Genomic DNA, 20,779 nt, shown 5'->3' on the forward strand with positions numbered 1-20,779 from the left:
GCAGGGAAAAAGATCATCGTGACATTCCTGATGCACCTGGGGGATCTGGTGCTCACCACACCCTTCCTCCATGCGCTGCGGAAGGCGGCTCCTGGAGCGGAGATCACCTATCTGGTGGATGAGAAACTGAAGGAAATCGTGGAATACAACCCCAATATCGACCATGTGTGGACCATCGATAAAAAAGGGAAGGACAACAACCTCCGGGCCCTGTGGGCCATGAGCCGGAGGATCACTGACGCCCATTTCGATGTGCTGATCAATCTGCATCCCAATGAACGGTGTTCCTTCATCGATGCCATGGCGGTGGTGCCGGTCAAAGTGGGGGCGTCCCATTTTCTCTTCCGGGGATTCTTCCATCCCTGGCTGAAGCTGAACCGGAAAATCCATGCAGCGGATATGTACCTGGATGTGCTGAAGCGGATCGGTGTGGAACACCCCCAGCACAACGGATTGGAAGTGTTTCCGGGGCCGGAGCACAAGGCGAAGGCAGAAGCCTTTTGGACAGCCCAGAATCTCCAGCCGGGAGAGAAAGTAGTGGGATTCAATATCGGCAGTGCCGTGGTGACCAAACGGTGGGCCCCGGAACGGTTTGCCCAGGTGGCGGATACCCTGGCGAAAGAAGGCTGCCGGACGGTATTCTTCGGGGGCCCCATGGATGAGGAGATGGTCCAGGAAGCGGTTTCCTTCATGAAGAGTAAACCCATGGTGGCTACGGGAAAGTTTTCTCTGGGAGAATTGGCAGCAGCCATGAGCCGGTGCAGCCTGATCATCACCAATGACAGTGGCCCCATGCACGTGGCTATCAGCCAGAAGGTGCCCATTGTAGCCATGTATGGACCCAGCCATCCGGAGCTGTATGGACCCTATACCAGACTGGCCTCCATCGTTCGGGCGGATCCTCCCTGCGACGGCTGCCGCAAGGGCATGAAGCACCATTGCGACGACATGCGCTGTATGCGGGACCTGACTGTGGAGCAGGTGCTGAAGGCAGCCCATCGCTGGCTCAGCAGAAAAAAGTAGATATTTTTTCAAAAAAGGGGTTGCCAAATTCGGAAGAATCTTGTATACTAACATAGTCGACGGTTGATGAAGCCAAAGACATGATGGTCCGCTAGCTCAGCTGGTAGAGCACCTGACTCTTAATCAGGGTGTCCAGAGTTCGATCCTCTGGCGGATCACCATTTTTTTTGGCCGGATGGTCAAGCGGTTAAGACACCGCCCTTTCACGGCGGTATCGGGGGTTCGATTCCCCCTCCGGTCACCAACTTATGGGCGCTTAGCTCAGCTGGGAGAGCGTCTGCCTTACAAGCAGAATGTCAGCAGTTCGATCCTGTTAGCGCCCACCACAAAAGAAGACGATACACGCGTAACGCTGTATCGTCTTTTTATTGTGTCTGAATGGGAGCGGGGGAGGAGCCTGGACCTCCAGGAGACTGGGACGGGCTGACCAGGCGGGATTGCACCGCAACCCTGGGTCAGCCCCTACGGTGCGGGTGACGATGGACGGGGGGAACCCATAGGACCGTGGGATGGGCTGACCAGGCGGGATTGTTCCGCAACCCTGGGTCAGCCCCTACGGTGCGGGTGACGATGGCCGGGGGAACCCATAGGACTGTGGGATGGGCTGACCAGGCGGGATTGCTCCGCAGCCCTGGGTCAGCCCCTACGGTGCGGGTGACGATGGACGGGAGGAACCCATAGGACCGTGAGATGGGCTGACCAGGCGGGATTGCACCGCAACCCTGGGTCAGCCCCTACGGTGCGGGTGACGATGGACGGGAGGAACCCATAGGACCGTGAGATGGGCTGACCAGGCGGGATCGTTTCACGACCCTTGGTGCGCACCCTACAAAGATCGACGAACCATCGGTATAAATCCGTAGGGGCGGCTCAAAACTTTTGCGAAGCAAAATGTTGCCAGAGCCGCCCGCTTCCTGGAGAGACGAGAAAATTATCCGACTATTGCAATAATTATTCCCTGTGATATAATGAACAAAACGACAATGTACGAACAAATATTCACATCAGGAGGGACTCATGATTCTCAACAACCTCAATTACCCTCAACGAAAAAATATCCGGCTGCAATCGGCCGTCTACGAACAAAATGGCATAGTCTTCGTAACTTTATGCTCTGCCCGGAAGGCACTGATTTTTGGCTTCATTGAAAATGGCTTTCTGCATCCCACACCTGTTGGAAATTCCGTGCTGGAGGCCATCGAAAACATGAAGGACAGCAGACCGGGAATTACCATCACGGACGCGGTCCTGATGCCCAATCATCTGCATATGCTGATTCAACGGGAACGGACTGCCAGGGGGAAAATCATCACCCTGGGCAGGTTTGTTGGATTGTTGAAGGAAACGGTCAGCAGGCAATGGGGAAAAGGGATCTGGCAGAGGGGATACTACGATCATCTCATCCGCACTCCCAGGGATTTGGCTGAGGTGCGGGAATACATGGCCAACAATCCCAGAAAATGGACATTGGACAGGGAATACAGGGCAAAGGAGTAAGACCCTCCAGGAGGTGGGAACGGAGGAGCCTGGACCTCCAGGAGACTGGGACGGGCTGACCAGGCGGGATTGCACCGCAACCCTGGGTCAGCCCCTACGGTGCGGGTGACGATGGACGGGAGGAACCCATAGGACCGTGAGATGGGCTGACCAGGCGGGATTGCTCTGCAACCCTGGGTCAGCCCCTACGGTGCGGGTGACGATGGACGGGAGGAACCCATAGGACCGTGGGATGGGCTGACCAGGCGGGATTGCTCTGCAACCCTGGGTCAGCCCCTACGGTGCGGGTGACGATGGACGGGGGGAACCCATAGGACCGTGGGATGGGCTGACCAGGCGGGATTGCTCTGCAACCCTGGGTCAGCCCCTACGGTGCGGGTGACGATGGACGGGGGGAACCCATAGGACCGTGGGACGGGTGCACCGGGCGGGATCGTTTCACGACCCTTGGTGCGCACCCTACAAAGATCGACGAACCATCGGTATAAATCCGTAGGGGCGGCTCAAAACTTTTGCGAAGCAAAATGTTGCCAGAGCCGCCCGCTTCCCGATTTTGGGGTGAAAGCAGGGATTTTCCTTTCCGCCTCGAATATACTCATCAATCCCTGTTCATCTTTGGGAAAGGAGGGTTCTTATGGCAATGCAACTGTTTTTTGTAGGGGTTGTGCTGCTGATCATTGAGGGATTCATCCCCGGTTTCGGGATCTTTGGCATCAGCGGCATCCTGTGTCTTCTGGGTTCCCTGTATTTCTTCCTGGGAGCTACGGCTCAGGCAGCGGCCCTGGTGGGCGGTCTGCTGTTGGTACTGGTGCTGCTGGGATGGTGGCTGATCCGTCAGGGATCGGGAAGCTGGCTGGGACGCCAAGTGACCCTCCATCTCCGTTCCACGGCAGCCCGAGGCTATACGGGCAATGCGGAACGGAAAGACCTATTGGGGAAAACCGGCGTGGCCCAGACGGTACTCCGCCCTTCCGGCCGGGCCCTGATCGATGGAAAACTGGTGGATGTGATCACCGAAGGCGAATTCTATGAACCGGGGACAGCTGTCCGGGTGGTAGCTGTGACTGGCGGTCGGACCGTAGTCCGAAAGGAGGAAAAAATATGATTGCGATTTTAGGCAGCACGGTATTCCTGGTGGCCATCCTGGTCATCATCATCCTGTTCCTCCATTTCGTCCCCCTGGGCCTGTGGATCTCTGCCATGGCTGCTGGGGTCAATGTCCATATCTTTACCCTGGTGGGGATGCGGCTGCGCCGGGTCGTCCCTTCCAAGATCATCCTGCCCCTGGTGAAAGCCAATAAGGCCGGACTGGATGTGAACGTGGATCAGCTGGAAGCCCATTATCTGGCCGGCGGCGACGTGGACCGGGTGGTGGACGCCTTGATCGCGGCGGAACGGGCGACCATCCCCCTGACCTTTGAACGGGCGGCGGCCATCGATCTGGCAGGTCGTGATGTGTTGGAAGCAGTCCAGATGAGCGTCAACCCCAAAGTCATCGAGACCCCGCTGATTTCGGCCGTGGCCAAGAACGGCATCGAACTGAAGGTACGGGCTCGGGTCACGGTGCGGGCCAATATCGACCGGCTGGTGGGGGGCGCCGGGGAGAGCACCATCATCGCCCGGGTAGGGGAAGGTATCGTCACCACCGTAGGCTCTTCGGAAGAACACACGGATGTATTGGAAAACCCAGATCACATTTCCCGGACCGTCCTGAGCAAGGGCCTGGATGCGGGCTCCGCTTTCGAGATCCTGTCCATCGACATCGCTGATGTGGATGTAGGGCGGAACATCGGGGCCCAGCTGATGACGGATCAGGCGGAAGCGGACAAGAACATCGCCCAGGCCAAAGCGGAAGAACGGCGGGCTATGGCTGTGGCCAAGGAACAGGAGATGCGGGCTTATACCCAGGAAATGCAGGCTAAGGTGGTAGAAGCCCAGGCCCAGGTGCCGGAAGCCCTGGCCCAGGCCCTGCGGGAAGGCCATCTGGGGGCCATGGATTATTACCAGCTGAAGAACCTGATGGCCGATACGAAAATGCGGGAAAGCTTGGTGACGCCCCAGCAGGATGAGCTGCCGGCTACCCGGAAACCGGAAAAATAACGGGAGGCCATCATGAGAAGTGATCTGCTGCTGTTCCTGGTATGGATTTTGTTCCTATTGGGGACCCAGATGCTGAAAAAGAAAAAGCGACCGCAGAAAAGGGTCCCTCCTCCGGCTTCTCGAAAGGATCCTGGTCCCTTTGTCTGTGAGGAGGCCCAGGCTCCGGCTGTAAAAGAACTGCCCCTCCAGCCGTCTGTGAAGCCAGTGCGCAGTGATCTGGTGGAAGAAATCCGGGATTTGAAGCCCACCGTAGCACCTCAAGTGGCGGAAATCCAGAAAAGACGACCGGACCCGGTCCGGTATCCGGCCCTGTCCGGGGGCCTGCGCCAGGGGATGCTCTGGTCCCTGGTGCTGGGAGAACCCCGGAGCCGCCGGAGCTGGGCCCAGGAACAAAGAAATCGCAGGAACTGTGGAATCTGAAATGAACGGCTGCGGGATGTAGTTGTTCCTGCGGAACAGAATTAGTATAATAGATACAGTATTTTGTGAGGGGGAGCTGATACAATGATAGAAACAACAACGCGGGCGGAACAGGCTGTAGCCCTGAAACATGCTGCCGGAGTGCATAATAACTGTGCCCAGGCGGTGATCCTGGCTTATCAAGACAGATTGGGAAAATCCACGGAAGAACTCCGGGCCCTGGGAGCCGCTTTCGGTTCCGGCATGGGCGGTATGGAAGCCACCTGTGGAGCGTTGACCGGGGCGGCAGTGGTGCTGGGCTTCCTGGACAAAAGCGGTCGGGAGCCCAAACTGGTGATGAACGATATTCTCCAGGAGTTTCGGGAAAAAGCTGGAGCCACTCTGTGCAAAGAATTGAAGGGCGTGGAAACCGGCAAGATGCTCTGTTCCTGTGATGACTGCGTGAGGTTGGCCGTCCTGGGCCTGGAAAAACACCTGGGCTGAGAAGGTTTAGGGGATAGATGTTGATAAAGAGGGGAGTTATCCACGTTTTCGTGGATAACTCCCCTCTTTATCAACGGATTGGGTCCCCATCTTTCTTTTTGTTCCAAGATACGATATAATTTAAGTTTGTGAGTCTGCACGGAACTGTTTTTTCCGGCTGCGGATCTTTCCAGAACTGTACTTTTTGGAGGAATGAACGATGAGAACTGAAGAAGAACTGCGCGGCGTGACCGAACTGGGCAGTGGCCATACGGTGTACCAGAACACCTATGCCCCGGAAGTGCTGGAATCCTTCCCCAACAAACATGAGGAAGCCCCCTACATGGTGAAGCTGAACTGCCCGGAATTCACCAGCCTCTGCCCCAAAACCGGCCAGCCGGATTTCGGCCGGATCGTGATCAGCTACATCCCGGACCACAAGCTGGTGGAAAGCAAATCCCTGAAACTCTACCTGTTTTCTTTCCGAAACAACGGGGATTTCCACGAAGACTGCGTGAACATCATCAAAAATGACCTGGTGAAGCTGCTCCAGCCCAAATACCTGGAAGTGGCCGGCTATTTCAATCCTCGGGGCGGCATCAGCATCCTTCCCTTCGCGGTATATTACCAGCCGGACTACAAAGACATGGCCCAGCGGAGAATGGAGGCCTTTGTCCATGAATAAGAAAGCCCTGGTCCTGTCCAGCGGCGGGGTGGATTCCACCACCTGCGTCTCTGTGGCAGTGGAAGGATTCGGCAAGGAAAACGTTTCCACCGTTTCCATTTTTTACGGCCAGAAACACCGGAAGGAACTGGAATGTGCCCGGAAGGTGGCGGAGTATTACGGACTGGCCCATTACGAACTGGACTTGTCCAAGATTTTCCAGTATTCCAACTGCTCCCTGCTGGACCATTCCACGGAAGAAATCGTCCACGAAAGCTATGAACAGCAGATTGCGGAAAATGGGGAAGGGAAGGTATCCACTTACGTGCCCTTCCGGAACGGCCTGATGCTGTCCGCGGTGGCCAGCTTGGCCATGAGCATCTATGAAAAGGACGATGTGTCTATTTTCATCGGCGCCCATGCGGACGATGCGGCGGGAAACGCCTATGCGGACTGCAGTGAAGCCTTCATCGAGGCCATGGGAAAGGCCATTTCCCTGGGCACCTACAACCAGTGCCATATTGTGGCGCCCTTTGCCAGCTGCAGCAAGGCCGGCGTGGTGAAACGGGGGCTGGAGCTCCATACTCCCTATGAACTGACCTGGAGCTGTTATGAAGGCGGGGACAAACCCTGCGGCACCTGTGGTACCTGCATCGACCGGGCCCGGGCCTTTGCCGCCAACGGGGTGAAAGACCCGGCACTGGAGGACTGAATATGTATACGGTAACCAAACGGATCGAAGTCAGCGGGGCCCACTGCCTCCAGCTGCCTTATGAAAGCAAATGCACCCGTCTCCACGGCCACAACTGGATCATCGATGTGACCTGCCGGCGGGAAGAACTGGATGAAAGCGGGATGGTGGTGGATTTCACCCACATCAAGGATGTGGTGATGAAACTGGACCATGCCTTTATCAACGATATTGTGAAAACCAATCCCACGGCGGAAAACATTGCCAAATGGATCCATGACCAGATCCCCTTCTGCACCCGGGTTTCCGTCCAAGAATCGGAAGGGAACGTGGCCATTTATGAAGACTGAAACATTTCCTGTGGTGGAACTGTTCGATTCCATCGAAGGAGAAGGAAAGCGGACCGGAGCCATGGCGGTGTTCGTCCGTTTTGCCGGTTGCAACCTGCGGTGCAGCTATTGTGACACCGGCTATGCCCTGGAAACGTCCGATGCCCGGGAACACCTGACGGAGGAAGTGCTGCTGGTACGGATCCGCCGCTATCCCTGGAAAAAGGTGACCCTTACTGGGGGAGAACCGTTACTCCAGCCCCTGGACAGCCTGTGCAGGACCCTTTCCCGGGAAGGATACGAAGTGAACATCGAGACCAACGGAGCGGTGCCCCTGCTGGAAGAACGGCCCAAAGGCCTTTTCTACACCATGGATGTGAAATCCCCTTCTTCTGGGATGCGGGGACGGATGCGGCTGGAAAATCTCACCCGGCTCACCGGGGAGGATGTGGTGAAATTCGTGGTGGGCAGCCGGGAGGACCTGGAGGATATGGACCGGGTACTCCGGGAATACACCCTCCGGAGCCAGGTGTACGTATCCCCGGTGTACGGAGCCCTCGAACCCAGGGAACTGGTGGAATTCGTCCGGGAACACAAACTGGCCCAGGTCCGCGTCCAGGTCCAGCTCCACAAGATCATCTGGGATCCGGAGATGAGAGGGGTGTAAAAAAGGGGTGTTGCACGTTGTGTGCAACACCCCTGTCACTGGTCAATTGTCACTTGTCACTGGACGAAGGAAGGCAGCCGGGCTACGGCTGCCTTCCATTGTATGATGCTGGCTCGGACGCACCCTTGGCTTTGTCCTTGCTTCTCCAGAAAAACGCTAGACAAGCAACAGATTAAAAGAAAAGCATAGTCCTATTTTTATTCGAAAGAACCCGTTAGCCACGGGTTCTTTCCATAGGCAAGTGACAAGTGACGGGGGTGTGAATTTTTTCACACCCCCTTTTTTCATACCCTGAACCGGGTGGTGCTTCCCTGATTGGTGGGGATGATTTCCAGCTGGGCGGAGATCCTTTCTTTCAGTTCGGCCACGTGGGAGATGATCCCCACCAGCCGTCCTCCTTTCTGGAGTTCCAGCAGGGCGCTGATGGCGCTGTCCAGGGTTTCCGGGTCAAGGGAACCGAACCCTTCGTCCACCAGGATGGTATCCAGGTGCAGGCCTCCGGCGTAGGATTCCAGCACATCGGACAGCCCCAGGGCCAGGGAGAGGGAGGTGAAGAAGATCTCCCCGCCGGACAGGGTGGTCACCGCCCGGGCCTGGCCGGTGAAGGCGTCCATGATTTCCAGGCCCAGCCCCTGTTCCTTCCGGGCATCCACGATGTCCTGGCTCCGGTACAGGCTGTAGCGGCCCTGGCTGATCTTGCCCAGCCGCAGGTTGGCGGTCTGGAGCACATCGTCCAGGACGGCCTGGAGCACAAAGGAGGAGAAGGTCAGTTTCCGGCTGTTGTCCCCTTTGGCGGTGGAGGCCAGGAGACCGATGGGTCCGTAGGCTTCCTGGAGCCGGTCCAGTTCCTTTTCCAGTTTTTCCAGCTGCTTCAGGGCCGCTTCTTCCCGGCGGAGGGCTTCCTGGAGGGCACCGGTCCGGGTGGCCAGGGTGTGGGCGGTGCTGCCGGTCTGCCGGACGGCTTCCTGGAGGGGAGCCAGGTCCGGCGGGGTCTTGTCCTTCAGCTGGTCGGCTAGGATCTTCAGTTCCCCCTGGAGACTGTCCGCCTGCTGCCGGTACCGGTCCACCTGTTCCTGCCACAGAGGCTTGCTGGCCAGGGCCTTGTGGGCCGCCACGAAGGTGTGCTGGTCCGGGAAGGGAGACTGGTCCAGGGCGGTCTTGTAGGCCTCCCGGTCTGCTTCAAAGGCCTGCTGGGCGCCAGCCAGGTTCTCTTCGGCGGTTTTGCAGGAGCCGGCGGCCTGGTCCGCTTCCTTCTGGGCTTTTTCCAGGGCCTTCTGCTTCCGGTTCAGCCGGGCGATTTCCTCTTCCATGGCCCGGGTCTTCCGGGCCAGTTCCTCCTGGGCCTTCCGGGTCTGGGTGGCAGGCTGGGGATGGTCCGGGGAACCGCACACCGGGCAGGGCTCACCGGGAACCAGGGTCTGGGCCAGCCGCACCGTTTCCCCGGAAACGGCGGTCATCCGGGCCAGCTGTTCCCGGACCCGGGCCATTTGTTCCTGGAGGGCGTGGGTGTTGGTTTCCGTGGCGGAGGCCAGTTGCTGCCGGAGCCGCTCCTGGGCGGACTGGAGGTCTTCCCGGGCTTTCTGGAGCAGGGCCTGGGCGGTATCCAGCTGGGCCTTGGCTTTCCGGGTCCGGTCGTAAATGGGATGGAGCTTCAGGGCTTCGTCCAGCCACCGGATCTTCTGCTGCAGGTCCCGGATGGTGTCCGCCTGGGCGGCCAGGGCCTCTTTCCGTTTCTGGCCTTCCTGCCAGCGCTGGACGGTGTAAGCCAGCTGCTGTCCCTGCTGGAAGGCTTCCAGGGCGGCAGAAGCGGCTTTCTGGGCCTGGGCGGCCTGGGCTTCCAGGTCTTTGGCCTGCTGCTGTTCTTCCTGGATCCGCTGTTTCAGGGCGGCAGGGCTGTCGGTGCCGGCACTTTCCAGGAGCAACTGGTATTTCTGCCGGCATTCCTCGTGCTGCTTTTTCAGGACTTTGGCCCGGGCATCCAGGGCGTCTTCCAGGGCACTGTACTGGCCGGTCTTGAACAGGGTTTCCAGGATGGTCTTCCGCTCTTTGGAATCGGCCACCAGGAATCGGCGGAATTCTCCCTGGGGCAGCACCATCAGCTGCCGGAACTGCCGGGCTTGGAAGCCCAGGAGCTGTTCCACTGCCCGGGTCACGGCGCTGTTGGAGGTGCCCAGGACTTTCCGTTCGCCCTCCGGCAGGAGCTCCACCAGGGAGGCCCCCGCCGGCACCGTCCGGGTCCCTTCGCCCCGCTGTTTGTTCAACACCTGTTCCGGGGTCCGGGTCACTTCATAGGTCCGGTCCTGGTTCCGGAAGGTGAACCGGACTTCCGTCTTCCGATCCGGGGTGGCGTAGTCGCTGCGCAGGGAACGGTTGTCCCGGAGATCCCCACTGGCGGTGCCGTACAGGGCAAAGGTAATGGCATCCAGGATGGTGGTCTTGCCGCTGCCGGTGGGGCCGGTGATCAGGAAGAACCGGTTCTCCCCCAGCCGGGTGAAATCAATGGTTTCCTCTCCGGCGTAGGGGCCGAAGGCGTTCATCACAAGTTCCAGGGGACGCATCAGGCATTCCTCCCTTCCTGGCTCACTTCGTCGGCGATCTGGTGGAACAGGGCTTTTTCCCCTTCCGTCAGGTCCCGGCCCTGGACTTCTCGGAAAAAGGCCTGGAATAGGTCGTCGGTGGAAAGACCCTTTCGCTGGGCGGTGGCGGTTTCTTCCTTTTCCAGGGGCTGGAGCCGTTCATAGCCCAGCTGGAGGATCTGGGGGTACACCTGTTCCAGCCGGTGCTTGGCATCCAGGATGGGCACGCTGTCCGTCAGCTGGATCTGGAGATAGTCCTGGAGATGGTCGGTACGGGGGTGTTCTAGAAGGTCCCGGAATTCCCCCTTCAGCACCGCCAGTTCGTGAGGGGCGGTCAGGGGGACGGTTTCCACGGAAACATCCCCTTTGGCGTCCAGGTCCACAATGTGGACGGCCTTTTTCTGGCTGGCTTCCGCAAAGGAATATTTCAGCAGGGAGCCGCAGTACCGGATCCGGGGACTGTTGTTCTGGCAGACATGGAGATGGCCCAGGGCGGTGTAGTGGAAGTCTTTGAAGCAGTCCATACTCACGGTAGTGGCCCCACCGGCAGCCAGGGGCCGTTCGCTGTCCGGAGTGGTCCGGGCGCCGGTGAGGAATACATGGGCCAGGGCCACTTTCCGGGCCCGGGAGGGGATCTGCCGGAGGATGGTCTCCACCTGCCACTGGAGAGCCGCTTCGTGGGTGGGCTTCTTTTCTCTGCTGAGCTCTGTGGCGGTCAGGGGTTCGCAGTAGGGCAGGGGGGCAAAGTATACCGGGCCGTCGGCATCTTCCAGCACCACCGGATGGGTGGCCGGGTCCACCGGTCCCGTAATGTACAGCTGCCGGGCGGCAAACAGGGCCTGGCCGAAGTTCAGCCGGTCCGGGTTGTCGTGGTTCCCGGCAATGAGCAGGGCGGGGATCTTCAGATCCAGCACCAGACGGCGGAGGGTCTCATCCAGCAGGTTCACCGCTTCCGTGGGGGGGACGGCCCGGTCATAGATATCTCCAGCCACCAGCAGAGCATCCACCCGGTATTCCCGGGCCAGGTCCAGGATCTGGTCCAGGGCCGCTCGCTGGTCCTCCAGCAGATGGAGACCATGGAAGATCCGGCCCAGATGCCAGTCAGAAGTATGTAAGAATCGCACAGCAATGCCTCGCTTTCGTTAAAGTCGTTGTTATCATCATAACACGAAGGGGAGTGCAGAGTGAAGAGTGAAGAACACGGGATCGTAGGGTGCGCACCAAGGGTCGTGAAACGATCCCGCCCGGTGCGCCCGCATCCGGCATCATACAATGAAAGGCCGCAGGCCCGGCGGCCCTCCTTCGACCAGTGACCGGGCTGTGAAAAAATGATTCTTTATTTTTTCACAGCCCCTTCTCTCTTCCATCATGTATAATAACAAGATATGGATGCAGGAGGAATTGCTATGCGGAAATTATTAGGAATCCTGATTTTCTGCCTGCTGATGGTGCTGCCGGTGCCTCAGAGCCAGGCGGCCATGATCAGCCAGAAACAGGAAGTGGAAATGGGGCAGCAGGTGGCCCGGCAACTGGAGAACCAGTACGGCCTGGTCCAGGATGACGAGATCCAGGAGCGGGTGGATCGGATCGGGAAGAAACTGCTCCAGAACGGTACCCGGCCGGACCTGGCCTACACCTTCAAGGTGCTGAACACCCCGGATGTGAATGCCCTGGCCTGCCCCGGCGGCTTCATCTATGTGTACAAGGGGCTCCTGGACTACATGACCAGTGACGATGAGCTGGCGGCGGTACTGGGCCACGAAATCGGCCATATCGAAAAACGCCACACGGTCCACCAGATGGAACAGCAGATGGCCCTGTCCCTCCTGACCCTTCTGGCGGGAGTGGCCTCCGGGGACCCGGGGGCCGGGATGGTGCTGGCTTCCACTGCCAGCCAGGCCCTGATGGCCGGCTACAGCCGGAAGGATGAACGGGAGGCGGATCAGGAGGGCTTCCGGCTCTCTACCTTGGCTGGGTACAATCCCTATGGATCCTATGTGACCATGGCCAAGCTGGAAGATATGAGCAAAGACATGGGGAACCCGGGGTATGGGCTCTTCGCCTCCCATCCGGAACCGGAAGTACGGATGGCCAAGACCCTGAAATGGACGGAACCCCTGGCCATCCCGGAAAAAGTCACGGTGAAGCAGGACGGCACCGCCGTTGTGAGCCTGGGCAGCTGGTCGTTCCCCGTTACGGAGACCGCCGGCTACGACAAACCGGAATACCGGGCCCGGCTCATGGCCGGGGCCCTGTATCTGGCCTGGAAACGGGGGAATCTGGATGAATCCCATTTCATGACCATTGACGGGGACCGGTGGAGCGATATTTATTACGAAGATATCCGGGTGCTCCGGGTCTATCCCCAGGACAATCAGGTTACCGGGAATACCGGGGAACTCGCGTTGCAGATTGCCGGCCGGCTCCAGGAATGGGCGAAGATCGCCCGGCAGCAGCCGGTGCCCAAAGGGATCCAGGCAGCCATACCGGCGACTGGAAAGAAAGGAACCAACCATGACAACCATTGAAACGCTGGAACGGGAACCCTATCTGTGGGATTATCTCCGGACTGTACAAAAGCCCATCGTCCTCTATGGCATGGGTAACGGAGCAGACGCCATCCTGGACCGCTGCGCCGCAGGGGGGATCCTGGTAGCTGGAGTCTTTGCCAGCGATGAATTCGTCCGGGGACAGCAGTTCCGGGGATACAAAGTGAAGACCTACAAGGAAATGAAAGCGGAATTGGGATCCTTTGTGATCCTCATCGCCTTTGCCAGCGAACGGCCGGAAATCCTCCGGCGGTTCTTCCATCTGGCCCGGGAACAGGAAACCTATGCCCCCCATCTGCCCCTGTTCGGGGATACCCAGGTGGTGACTCCCGGCTGGATCCGGGAAAATCGGGGCGTGCTGGAACGGGTGTATGAGAAGCTGGCGGACGATGCCAGCCGGCAGGTGATGGAGGACATCCTCCGGTACAAGCTCACCGGGAAGCTGGAATACTTGGCCCGGACCACGGATCGACGGCAGGATCTGGAAACCCTGTTCTCCTTTGGAGAAGAGGAAAGCTACGGGGATCTGGGGGCTTACAATGGGGATACCCTCCGGGAATTCCTGGAGCTGACCGGGGGCCATTATGACCACCTGTACGGGGTGGAACCGGACCCGAAGAACTTCGCCAAGCTCCAGAAATTCGTGGAAGAAGAACAGCTGGGCCGCTGCACCCTGGTTCCTGAAGGCATCTGGGCCCAGTCAGCGACGCTGCCTTTTGCGGCCCGGGGCGGCCGGATGTCCTCCTTGGAACGGGGGAGCAAAAAAGAGGTGAAGGTCACCTGCCTGGACGACCTGGTGGGGGACCGGCCCCTGACCTGCGTGAAAATGGACGTGGAAGGGGTGGAAAAGGAAGCCCTGGCTGGAGGGGCCCGGGTGATCCGCCGCTGCCGGCCCAAAATGCTGTTGGCGGGCTACCACCACGATGACGATCTGTGGGAAATCCCCCTGGAGGTGTGGAACCTGGTGCCGGAATACAAAATCTATCTCCGCCGCCATCCCTATGTTCCCTGCTGGGAGATTAATTTTTTCGTGACTTTGTAAAAAATCCTTTCCATGTTACAAAACAAAATGAACGGCAGAAAAAAACGGGGCAAAATGCCCCGTTTCGTTGCTCCTGGGGCCGGGATATGTTAGAATGAAACAATAGACCAACCCGTGATCTCAGAAACGTTCACAGGAATCAGGAAGGAAAGAAGGAAAGCAGAGATGAAAATGTGGAAGAAAGGGGTTCTCCTGATGGCGGCACTGGCTGTAGGACTGACAGCAGGCTGTGGGAGCACCCAGAAGACCGGGGGAAAGAAGAACGTAAAAGTAGGTGTGGTCCAGCTGGTGGAACACCAGGCCCTGGATGCGGCCAACAAGGGGTTCGTGGACGGACTGGCCGCTGGCGGGTTCAAGGAAGGGGAGAATCTGGCCCTGGACCGGCAGAATGCCCAGGCGGATCAGTCCAATCTCCAGACCATTGCTCAACGGTTCGCCAACAATAAGGAAGATCTGATCTGTGCCATCGCCACGCCGGCGGCCCAGACCGTGGCCAATGTGACGCGAGACATCCCCATTGTGGGGACGGCCATCACGGATTACAAGGAAGCCAAGCTGGTGAAGGATCCGGAGAAACCGGGGACCAATGTGACGGGGACTACAGATATGAATCCCATCGACAAACAGCTGGATCTGCTGCTAAAGATCGTGCCCAAGGCCAAGACCATCGGTATCCTGTACAATTCCAGCGAAATCAACTCCCAGATCCAGGTTAAGAAGATGAAAGAGCTGGCGGAAGCCAAGGGGCTCACCGTACGGGAAGCGACGGTTTCCAGTGTGAATGATATCCAGCAGTCCGCCCAGAGCCTAGTAGGCCAGGTAGATGCCATCTATGTACCTACGGACAATGTGATCGCTTCCGCTATGCCGGTGCTGGCCAAGATCACTAATCCGGCCAAGGTCCCGGTAATCTGCGGAGAAGAAGGAGTGGTCAAGAGCGGAGCCCTAGCCACTATCGGCATCGATTACTACAAACTGGGATACCAGACTGGCCTGATGGCAGCCAAGATCCTGAAAGGGGAAGCCAAACCCCAGACTATGGCTATCGAAAAACAGAAGGATATGAAAGTGACCGTGAACGAAACTACGGCCAAGACCTTGGGGATCACGCTTCCGGAAGATGTCCTGAAGGGTGCTGCCATTGTGAAATAAGAGCAGGAGGGGAAGAATCATGAAGAAAAGTGTAAAAGTGGTGGCCGCTCTGGCCATGATCGCCATGCTGCTGGGCGCTGCCGGCTGTGGCGGGGATAGCAAGAAACAGGCTTCGAAAAACAAGACATATAATGTAGGGATCCTGCAGCTGGTGGAACATCCGGCTCTGGATGCGGCCAACAAGGGGTTTGTGGACGGCCTGAAATCCAAGGGCTTCGAAGAAGGGAAGAACCTGAAGTTCGACAAACAGAACGCCCAGGGCGATCAGTCCAATCTCCAGACCATCGCCCAGCGGTTCGTCAGCAACAAGGTGGACCTGGTGTGTACCATCGCTACGCCAGCGGCCCAGACCATGGCCAATGCCACTAAGGAGATCCCAATCGTAGGCACGGCCATCACGGATTATAAAGTAGCCAAGCTGGTGAAGGACAACAGCCAGCCGGGGACCAACGTGACCGGGACCACGGATATGAATCCAGTGGAAGCCCAGATCGAGCTCCTGGTGAAGATCATGCCCAAGGCTAAGACAGTGGGCTTCATCTACAATTCCAGTGAAGTGAACTCCCAGCTCCAGATCGATCTGGCCAAGAAGGCTGCGGCCGCCCGGGGCCTGAAGACGGTAGAAGCGACGGTTTCCAGTGTGAACGATATCCAGCAGGCAGCCCAGAGCCTGGTGGGCAAAGTGGATGCAGTCTACGTACCTACGGACAATGTGCTGGCTTCTGCTATGCCCAACCTGATCAAGATCACCGATGAAGCCAAGATCCCTGTATTCTGCGGGGAAGCCGGGATGACCAAGGCCGGCGGCGTGGCCACCCTGGGCATCGATTACTACAAACTGGGCTTCCAGACCGGGGAAATGGCTGCAGATATCCTGTCCGGTAAAGCCAAGCCCCAGAATATGGCTATCCAGGCCCAGAAGACCTTCACTGTTACGCTGAATGAGGCACAAATCAAGAAATTGGGCCTGACGATCCCGGATGATATCCTGAAAGAAGCCAAAGGAGCCAAATAATCCATGTTCGATCTTTTATTGCCGACTATTTCCCAGGGCCTTTTATGGTCTCTCCTGGCTCTGGGCGTCTATATCACGTTTCGGGTGCTGGATATTGCAGATCTGACCGTAGAAGGCTCTTTCCCTTTGGGAGCTTCCGTCGCTGTGACCTTGCTGGTAAAGGATGTGAACCCGGTGGCTGCTATTTTGGCGGCTGCTCTGGCAGGCGGTGTGGCCGGTGTGGTTACGGGCCTGCTCCACACGAAACTGCGGATCCCCGCCCTCCTGGCAGGGATCCTGACCATGATCGCCCTGTATTCTGTGAACCTGCGGATCATGGGGAAGGCCAATATTTCCCTCTTGGGAAAAGAAACGGCCTTTACCATGGTGGAAAGCACCCTGGGGGTGGCTTATTCCCAGGCCGTGCTGCTGGTGGGCCTGATTTCCTGTATCCTGTTCTCTGTTTTGATGTACTGGTTCTTCGGTACGGAAATCGGGGCCGCTATCCGGGCTACCGGCTATAATCCCCAGATGATCCGAGCCCAGGGAGTGGATACCAATGTCATGCTGCTCATCGGCCTGTTCTTCAGTAATGCCCTGGTGGCTGTAGCCGGGTCCCTGGTGGCCCAGAGCAACGGCTTTGCCGATGTGGGCATGGGGGTGGGGACCATCGTCATCGGTCTGGCTTCTGTGATCATCGGGGAAGTGCTTTTCGGCACCCGGAGCTTCAAGAATTCTTTGATTTCCGTGATCCTGGGGTCCATCGTCTACCGCCTGGTGATTGCCATCGTCCTGCAGATGGGGATGCCGCCCAATGACCTGAAATTGTTTACGGCGGTGCTGGTAGCCATTGCCCTGAGCCTGCCCATGGTCAAAGGGAAGTTCCAAAGCAGAAAGGCGGGAATTTGATGCTGGATATCAAACATTTATCCAAAACGTTCTTCCCGGGGACGGTCAACGAAAAGAAAGCCCTGACCGATGTGAACCTGCATATGGAACCAGGAGATTTCATCACCATCATCGGGGGCAACGGGGCTGGGAAATCTACCCTGCTGAACTCCATTGCCGGGGTATTCCCCATCGATGGAGGGCAGATCCTCATCGACGGAGTGGATGTGAGCAAGATGCCGGAACACAAACGGGCCCGGTACATCGGCAGGGTGTTCCAGGATCCCATGATGGGCACGGCGGCCGGGATGATGATCGAGGAGAACCTGGCCATTGCCTCTCGCCGGGGCAAGACGCCGGGGCTTTCCTGGGCTTTGAAAGACAGCGACCGGGCAAAATTCCGGGAAATGCTGAAGGAACTGGACCTGGGACTGGAAGATCGGCTCACCAGCCGGGTGGGACTCCTGTCCGGAGGACAGAGGCAGGCCCTGACCCTTTTGATGGCGGCCATGAACAAGCCTCGGATCCTGCTCCTGGACGAACATACTGCAGCGCTGGATCCCAAGACGGCGGAAAAGGTACTGAACATGACAAAAAAAGTCATCGAACGGGACCATTTGACATCTCTCATGATAACGCATAATATGAGAGACGCGCTGCGGTTCGGCAACCGGCTGATCATGATGAACGCCGGCCGGATCGTGGTGGATGTGGATGCAGAAGAAAAGGCCAAGCTGACCATACCGGATCTGCTGGCCCTGTTTGAAAAAGCGTCCGGCTCTGCACTGGACAATGACCGTATGATGCTCAGCTGAGACTTGAGCCAAATCGAGGGGGAATAACTGATTATGAAAAAAGTTCCATTCGTCACCAAAGAACAGATTGAAAAACTGGCTGAAACCTATCCGACACCTTTTTACGTCTATGATGAAAAGGGCATCCGGGATACGGTGCGCAGCATCAACAAAGCCTTTGCCTGGAACAAGGGCTTCCGGGAATATTTTGCCGTGAAGGCCACACCCCTGCCGGGCATCCTGAAGATCATGAAGGAAGAAGGCTGCGGCACTGACTGCTCTTCCTATCCGGAACTGCTGCTGTCCGATGTGTGTGGCTTCAAGGGCCATGACATCATGTTCTCTTCCAACGATACTCCTGTGAAAGACATGCAGGAAGCGTACAAGCTGGGGGCTATCATCAACCTGGACGATTTCACCATGATCGATTTCTTGGAACAGGTGGCGGCCATTCCGGAAACCATCTGCTGCCGGTTCAATCCCGGGGGACTGTTTGCCCTGGGCAACGACATCATGGACAACCCGGGGGATTCCAAGTATGGTATGACCCGGGACCAGCTCCGGGATGCCTTCAAGATCCTGAAAGCCAAGGGTGTGAAGCATTTTGGTATCCATGCCTTCCTGGCCAGCAACACCGTGACCAACGAATACTATCCGGAACTGGCCCGTCAGCTGTTCCAGCTGGCTGTGGACATGAAGAAGGAAACCGGTGTGGCGGTGGACTTCATCAACTTGTCCGGCGGGGTGGGGATCCCCTACCGTCCGGAACAGACCCCCAACGACATTGCTGTTATCGGGGAAGGGGTCCGGAAGGTCTATGAAGAAGTCCTGGTACCGGGCGGCATGGGGAATGTGGCCCTGTTTACGGAAATGGGTCGTTTCGTCACTGGTCCTTATGGGGCCCTGGTCACCAAGGTCCTCCATTTCAAACACATCTACAAGGAATATGTGGGAGTGGATGCCTGCGCTGCCAACCTGATGCGTCCGGCCATGTATGGAGCCTATCATCACATTACGGTGCTGGGGAAGGAAAACGAACCCTGCGACCATACCTATGATGTAACCGGCGGGCTCTGCGAAAACAACGACAAATTCGCCATTGACCGGAAGCTGCCGAAAATCGACAAAGGGGATTACCTCTTCATCCATGATGCCGGGGCTCACGGTTCCTCCATGGGCTACAATTACAATGCAAAGCTATGGTGTGCCGAACTGCTGCTGAAGGAAGACGGCAGCGTGGAACTGCTGCGCCGGGCAGAGACCGAAAAGGATTACTTCGCCACGCTAGACTTCACCGGCCTGTTCAAGGACCTGTAAGATGGAGGGGCAGGAAAGGGAGAAGACCCTCCAGGGGATGCTCCATGTTCCCAACCTGAAACTGAAGCTGGCTTTTGAAGGGATCCTGGTGGGAATCGCTACTGGCTTGTGCATTACGGTACTGCGGCTTTGTCTGGGCTTTGTGGCCCGGAACCGGGCAAAGATGGTGGATTTCCTCCAGAATGTGCCTCCCGCCTATACCCTGCTGTGGGTGGGTGCCCTGCTTCTGGTGGCCATGGTGATCGCGGCCCTGGTCCGCTGGGCTCCTATTGCTGGGGGCAGCGGCATCCCCCAGGTCCGGGGCATTGTGCTGGGGCTGGAGAAAAGCACCCACTGGGCCCGGGTCATCCTGGTAAAACTGCTGGATACTTCCCTGGGCATCGGTGCCGGCCTTTCCATGGGCCGGGAAGGACCTTCGGTCCAGATCGGGGCCATGACCGGACAGGGAGTGGGGGACGCCCTGAACAACACCAATCTGGAAAAACGGGCCCTGATCAGCAGCGGCGCCGGAGCCGGGCTGGCGGCGGCTTTCAACGCGCCCATGGCCGGGGTGATGTTTACCATGGAAGCCATCCACAAGAACCTGTCCGCCATTGTCATGGCGCCCACCCTGATGGCCTGCATGACCACCACGGTGCTAGTCCACTGGGTCTTCGGGGTGGAAACGGTGCTGACCATTCCCAAGATGCCCATCCTGCCGGTGGACCTGCTGCCCCAGGTGATCGTCCTGGGACTGGTGTCCGGGCTCATCGGAGTGGCCTTCAATAAGGGCTCTCTGAATATCGGACGGTTCTACAGCCTGCCGGTGTTCCGGAAACCCTGGATGAAGATTGCCTTTCCCCTGTTGCTGACCATTCCCCTCACCTACCTGCTGCCCCAGATCCTGGGGGCCGGGGACAACATCATCGAAGCCATGGTGGATTTGGAAGGGACCCTGGGGATGGTGCTGGTGATCCTTCTGGGGAAATTCTTCTTCACCATCTTCAGTACAGGGTCCGGAGCCCCCGGGGGCAGTCTGCAGCCCATGCTGGTGTTGGGATCCCTGGTGGGGAGCCTGTACGGGAACTTGCTGGTGCAGCTGGGGCTGCTGCCAGAAGCCTATCGGCTGAACATGGTGGTGTTCGGCATGGCTGGACTGTTTGCCGGTTCCGTCCGGGCACCGGTGACTGCCATCCTGCTGCTGTTGGAGATGACCGGACGGTTCTACCATCTGGTGCCGCTGGGCATCGTGACATTGTTCGCCTATGCGGCCGGTGAAATCGTCCATGATACGCCGATTTTTGACGCTATGCTGGAACGATCCCTGAAGGACAACCCCAAGGTGAAGAACATCCTGGAAGCACCGGAAGAACAGATGCTGGTGGAAATCGCCGTGGAAGGGGGTTCCCGGGTAGAAGGGAAGACCCTCCAGGAAATCCGCCTGCCGGGGCGGGCCTTGGTGGTCTGCGTCCGCAGGGGGGATCAGGATATGATCCCCCAGGCAGATACGGTGCTGCTGGGAGGAGACTATGTGTATCTCATTCCCAATCACGCCCGTCTCCATCAGCTGAATGAGCTGTTCAAGACGAAGAGTACGGAATAAGAGGGGTTGCTGCCTGTGTGCAGCAACCCCTT

The 20,779-nt window shown here is 58.0% G+C and carries 20 protein-coding genes and 3 tRNA genes; 21 read left to right on the top strand and 2 right to left on the bottom strand.

All coding sequences use genetic code 11. The annotated features are described in order from the left end of the window. The first annotated feature begins 30 nt into the window (after window positions 1-30). From ACTUHY_RS02560 to queE, 13 genes are all read left to right on the top strand, one after another. Window positions 31-1,023: a glycosyltransferase family 9 protein gene (locus ACTUHY_RS02560; protein ID WP_442826576.1), complete on the top strand. Its 993-nt coding sequence runs from the start codon at window positions 31-33 to the stop codon at window positions 1,021-1,023. An 85-nt stretch (window positions 1,024-1,108) separates the two neighbouring features. Next, a tRNA-Lys gene (locus ACTUHY_RS02565) sits at window positions 1,109-1,184 on the top strand. Between the two features lie 8 nt (window positions 1,185-1,192). Next, window positions 1,193-1,267, top strand: a tRNA-Glu gene (locus ACTUHY_RS02570). Window positions 1,268-1,273: 6 nt separating this feature from the next. After that, a tRNA-Val gene (locus tag ACTUHY_RS02575) sits at window positions 1,274-1,349 on the top strand. Window positions 1,350-2,040: 691 nt separating this feature from the next. Beyond that, a complete protein-coding gene (locus ACTUHY_RS02580; protein ID WP_442826476.1) occupies window positions 2,041-2,520 on the top strand; it encodes a transposase in 480 nt (159 codons plus the stop codon). A 634-nt stretch (window positions 2,521-3,154) separates the two neighbouring features. Continuing rightward, entirely contained in the window at window positions 3,155-3,625 is a 471-nt protein-coding gene (locus ACTUHY_RS02585; protein WP_442826477.1) for an NfeD family protein, read from the top strand. Beyond that, on the top strand, window positions 3,622-4,620 hold the full coding sequence (gene floA / locus ACTUHY_RS02590; RefSeq protein ID WP_278673459.1) for a flotillin-like protein FloA: 999 nt from the start codon (window positions 3,622-3,624) through the stop codon (window positions 4,618-4,620). Before ACTUHY_RS02585 ends, floA begins: the two co-directional genes overlap by 4 nt. A gap of 12 nt (window positions 4,621-4,632) precedes the next feature. After that, on the top strand, window positions 4,633-5,040 hold the full coding sequence (locus tag ACTUHY_RS02595) for a hypothetical protein (protein ID WP_442826478.1): 408 nt from the start codon (window positions 4,633-4,635) through the stop codon (window positions 5,038-5,040). An 84-nt stretch (window positions 5,041-5,124) separates the two neighbouring features. Beyond that, entirely contained in the window at window positions 5,125-5,523 is a 399-nt protein-coding gene (locus ACTUHY_RS02600) for a C-GCAxxG-C-C family protein (protein ID WP_278673457.1), read from the top strand. 199 nt (window positions 5,524-5,722) lie between these two features. Continuing rightward, on the top strand, window positions 5,723-6,187 hold the full coding sequence (gene queF, locus ACTUHY_RS02605; RefSeq protein ID WP_074707333.1) for a preQ(1) synthase: 465 nt from the start codon (window positions 5,723-5,725) through the stop codon (window positions 6,185-6,187). Further along, window positions 6,180-6,878, top strand: a complete 699-nt coding sequence (queC, locus tag ACTUHY_RS02610) for a 7-cyano-7-deazaguanine synthase QueC (protein WP_442826479.1) — start codon at window positions 6,180-6,182, stop codon at window positions 6,876-6,878. Before queF ends, queC begins: the two co-directional genes overlap by 8 nt. A gap of 2 nt (window positions 6,879-6,880) precedes the next feature. Beyond that, window positions 6,881-7,207, top strand: coding sequence for a 6-pyruvoyl trahydropterin synthase family protein (locus ACTUHY_RS02615; protein ID WP_442826480.1), 327 nt, complete (start codon window positions 6,881-6,883; stop codon window positions 7,205-7,207). Further along, window positions 7,197-7,853 carry a putative 7-carboxy-7-deazaguanine synthase QueE gene (gene queE / locus ACTUHY_RS02620; RefSeq protein ID WP_442826481.1) on the top strand — a complete coding sequence of 219 codons (657 nt, stop codon included), beginning with the start codon at window positions 7,197-7,199 and terminating at the stop codon, window positions 7,851-7,853. Before ACTUHY_RS02615 ends, queE begins: the two co-directional genes overlap by 11 nt. 284 nt (window positions 7,854-8,137) lie before the next feature. On the opposite strand, the gene ACTUHY_RS02625 is transcribed toward queE, so the two are convergent. Together ACTUHY_RS02625 and ACTUHY_RS02630 are read right to left on the bottom strand one after the other, a co-directional pair. Further along, window positions 8,138-10,411: an AAA family ATPase gene (locus ACTUHY_RS02625; protein ID WP_442826482.1), complete on the bottom strand. Its 2,274-nt coding sequence runs from the start codon at window positions 10,409-10,411 to the stop codon at window positions 8,138-8,140. Continuing rightward, window positions 10,411-11,553, bottom strand: a complete 1,143-nt coding sequence (locus tag ACTUHY_RS02630; protein WP_442826483.1) for an exonuclease SbcCD subunit D — start codon at window positions 11,551-11,553, stop codon at window positions 10,411-10,413. The genes ACTUHY_RS02625 and ACTUHY_RS02630 overlap by 1 nt, the downstream gene beginning before the upstream one ends. A 282-nt stretch (window positions 11,554-11,835) precedes the next feature. Between ACTUHY_RS02630 and ACTUHY_RS02635 the strand changes: the two genes are divergently transcribed. The 8 genes from ACTUHY_RS02635 to ACTUHY_RS02670 all read left to right on the top strand — a co-directional run bounded on the left by ACTUHY_RS02635 (window position 11,836) and on the right by ACTUHY_RS02670 (window position 20,747). Beyond that, window positions 11,836-12,957, top strand: a complete 1,122-nt coding sequence (locus ACTUHY_RS02635) for a M48 family metallopeptidase (RefSeq protein WP_442826484.1) — start codon at window positions 11,836-11,838, stop codon at window positions 12,955-12,957. Continuing rightward, the gene (locus tag ACTUHY_RS02640; RefSeq protein ID WP_442826485.1) at window positions 12,944-14,020 is read left to right on the top strand and encodes an FkbM family methyltransferase; all 1,077 of its coding nucleotides are present in this window, start codon (window positions 12,944-12,946) and stop codon (window positions 14,018-14,020) included. The genes ACTUHY_RS02635 and ACTUHY_RS02640 overlap by 14 nt, the downstream gene beginning before the upstream one ends. Before the next feature lie 165 nt (window positions 14,021-14,185). Further along, complete coding sequence (locus ACTUHY_RS02645; RefSeq protein ID WP_442826486.1) at window positions 14,186-15,172, top strand: ABC transporter substrate binding protein; 987 nt, start codon at window positions 14,186-14,188, stop codon at window positions 15,170-15,172. A 19-nt stretch (window positions 15,173-15,191) separates the two neighbouring features. Further along, window positions 15,192-16,187 carry an ABC transporter substrate binding protein gene (locus tag ACTUHY_RS02650; protein WP_442826487.1) on the top strand — a complete coding sequence of 332 codons (996 nt, stop codon included), beginning with the start codon at window positions 15,192-15,194 and terminating at the stop codon, window positions 16,185-16,187. 3 nt (window positions 16,188-16,190) lie between these two features. Next, entirely contained in the window at window positions 16,191-17,075 is an 885-nt protein-coding gene (locus tag ACTUHY_RS02655; RefSeq protein ID WP_442826488.1) for an ABC transporter permease, read from the top strand. Beyond that, window positions 17,075-17,869 (top strand): ABC transporter ATP-binding protein, encoded by a 795-nt coding sequence (locus ACTUHY_RS02660; RefSeq protein ID WP_442826489.1) that lies wholly within the window; start codon window positions 17,075-17,077, stop codon window positions 17,867-17,869. The genes ACTUHY_RS02655 and ACTUHY_RS02660 overlap by 1 nt, the downstream gene beginning before the upstream one ends. 33 nt (window positions 17,870-17,902) lie before the next feature. Further along, window positions 17,903-19,165: a diaminopimelate decarboxylase family protein gene (locus ACTUHY_RS02665; RefSeq protein WP_442826490.1), complete on the top strand. Its 1,263-nt coding sequence runs from the start codon at window positions 17,903-17,905 to the stop codon at window positions 19,163-19,165. A gap of 1 nt (window position 19,166) precedes the next feature. Continuing rightward, window positions 19,167-20,747, top strand: coding sequence for a ClC family H(+)/Cl(-) exchange transporter (locus ACTUHY_RS02670; RefSeq protein ID WP_442826491.1), 1,581 nt, complete (start codon window positions 19,167-19,169; stop codon window positions 20,745-20,747). Window positions 20,748-20,779 lie beyond the last annotated feature (32 nt).

It is taken from the genome of Acidaminococcus nyctereutis (assembly GCF_052216985.1).
Taxonomy (GTDB): Bacteria; Bacillota; Negativicutes; order Acidaminococcales; family Acidaminococcaceae; genus Acidaminococcus; species Acidaminococcus fermentans_A.

Excerpts from the sequence above, each read along its gene's own strand:
- ACTUHY_RS02560 (WP_442826576.1), top strand. The coding sequence starts at position 31 with ATGCACCTGGGGGATCTGGTGCTCACCACACCCTTCCTCCATGCGCTG.
- ACTUHY_RS02580 (WP_442826476.1), top strand. The coding sequence starts at position 2,041 with ATGATTCTCAACAACCTCAATTACCCTCAACGAAAAAATATCCGGCTG.
- ACTUHY_RS02585 (WP_442826477.1), top strand. The coding sequence starts at position 3,155 with ATGGCAATGCAACTGTTTTTTGTAGGGGTTGTGCTGCTGATCATTGAG.
- floA (WP_278673459.1), top strand. The coding sequence starts at position 3,622 with ATGATTGCGATTTTAGGCAGCACGGTATTCCTGGTGGCCATCCTGGTC.
- ACTUHY_RS02595 (WP_442826478.1), top strand. The coding sequence starts at position 4,633 with ATGAGAAGTGATCTGCTGCTGTTCCTGGTATGGATTTTGTTCCTATTG.
- ACTUHY_RS02600 (WP_278673457.1), top strand. The coding sequence starts at position 5,125 with ATGATAGAAACAACAACGCGGGCGGAACAGGCTGTAGCCCTGAAACAT.
- queF (WP_074707333.1), top strand. The coding sequence starts at position 5,723 with ATGAGAACTGAAGAAGAACTGCGCGGCGTGACCGAACTGGGCAGTGGC.
- queC (WP_442826479.1), top strand. The coding sequence starts at position 6,180 with ATGAATAAGAAAGCCCTGGTCCTGTCCAGCGGCGGGGTGGATTCCACC.
- ACTUHY_RS02615 (WP_442826480.1), top strand. The coding sequence starts at position 6,881 with ATGTATACGGTAACCAAACGGATCGAAGTCAGCGGGGCCCACTGCCTC.
- queE (WP_442826481.1), top strand. The coding sequence starts at position 7,197 with ATGAAGACTGAAACATTTCCTGTGGTGGAACTGTTCGATTCCATCGAA.
- ACTUHY_RS02625 (WP_442826482.1), bottom strand. The coding sequence starts at position 10,411 with ATGCGTCCCCTGGAACTTGTGATGAACGCCTTCGGCCCCTACGCCGGA.
- ACTUHY_RS02635 (WP_442826484.1), top strand. The coding sequence starts at position 11,836 with ATGCGGAAATTATTAGGAATCCTGATTTTCTGCCTGCTGATGGTGCTG.
- ACTUHY_RS02640 (WP_442826485.1), top strand. The coding sequence starts at position 12,944 with ATGACAACCATTGAAACGCTGGAACGGGAACCCTATCTGTGGGATTAT.
- ACTUHY_RS02645 (WP_442826486.1), top strand. The coding sequence starts at position 14,186 with ATGAAAATGTGGAAGAAAGGGGTTCTCCTGATGGCGGCACTGGCTGTA.
- ACTUHY_RS02650 (WP_442826487.1), top strand. The coding sequence starts at position 15,192 with ATGAAGAAAAGTGTAAAAGTGGTGGCCGCTCTGGCCATGATCGCCATG.
- ACTUHY_RS02655 (WP_442826488.1), top strand. The coding sequence starts at position 16,191 with ATGTTCGATCTTTTATTGCCGACTATTTCCCAGGGCCTTTTATGGTCT.
- ACTUHY_RS02660 (WP_442826489.1), top strand. The coding sequence starts at position 17,075 with ATGCTGGATATCAAACATTTATCCAAAACGTTCTTCCCGGGGACGGTC.
- ACTUHY_RS02665 (WP_442826490.1), top strand. The coding sequence starts at position 17,903 with ATGAAAAAAGTTCCATTCGTCACCAAAGAACAGATTGAAAAACTGGCT.
- ACTUHY_RS02670 (WP_442826491.1), top strand. The coding sequence starts at position 19,167 with ATGGAGGGGCAGGAAAGGGAGAAGACCCTCCAGGGGATGCTCCATGTT.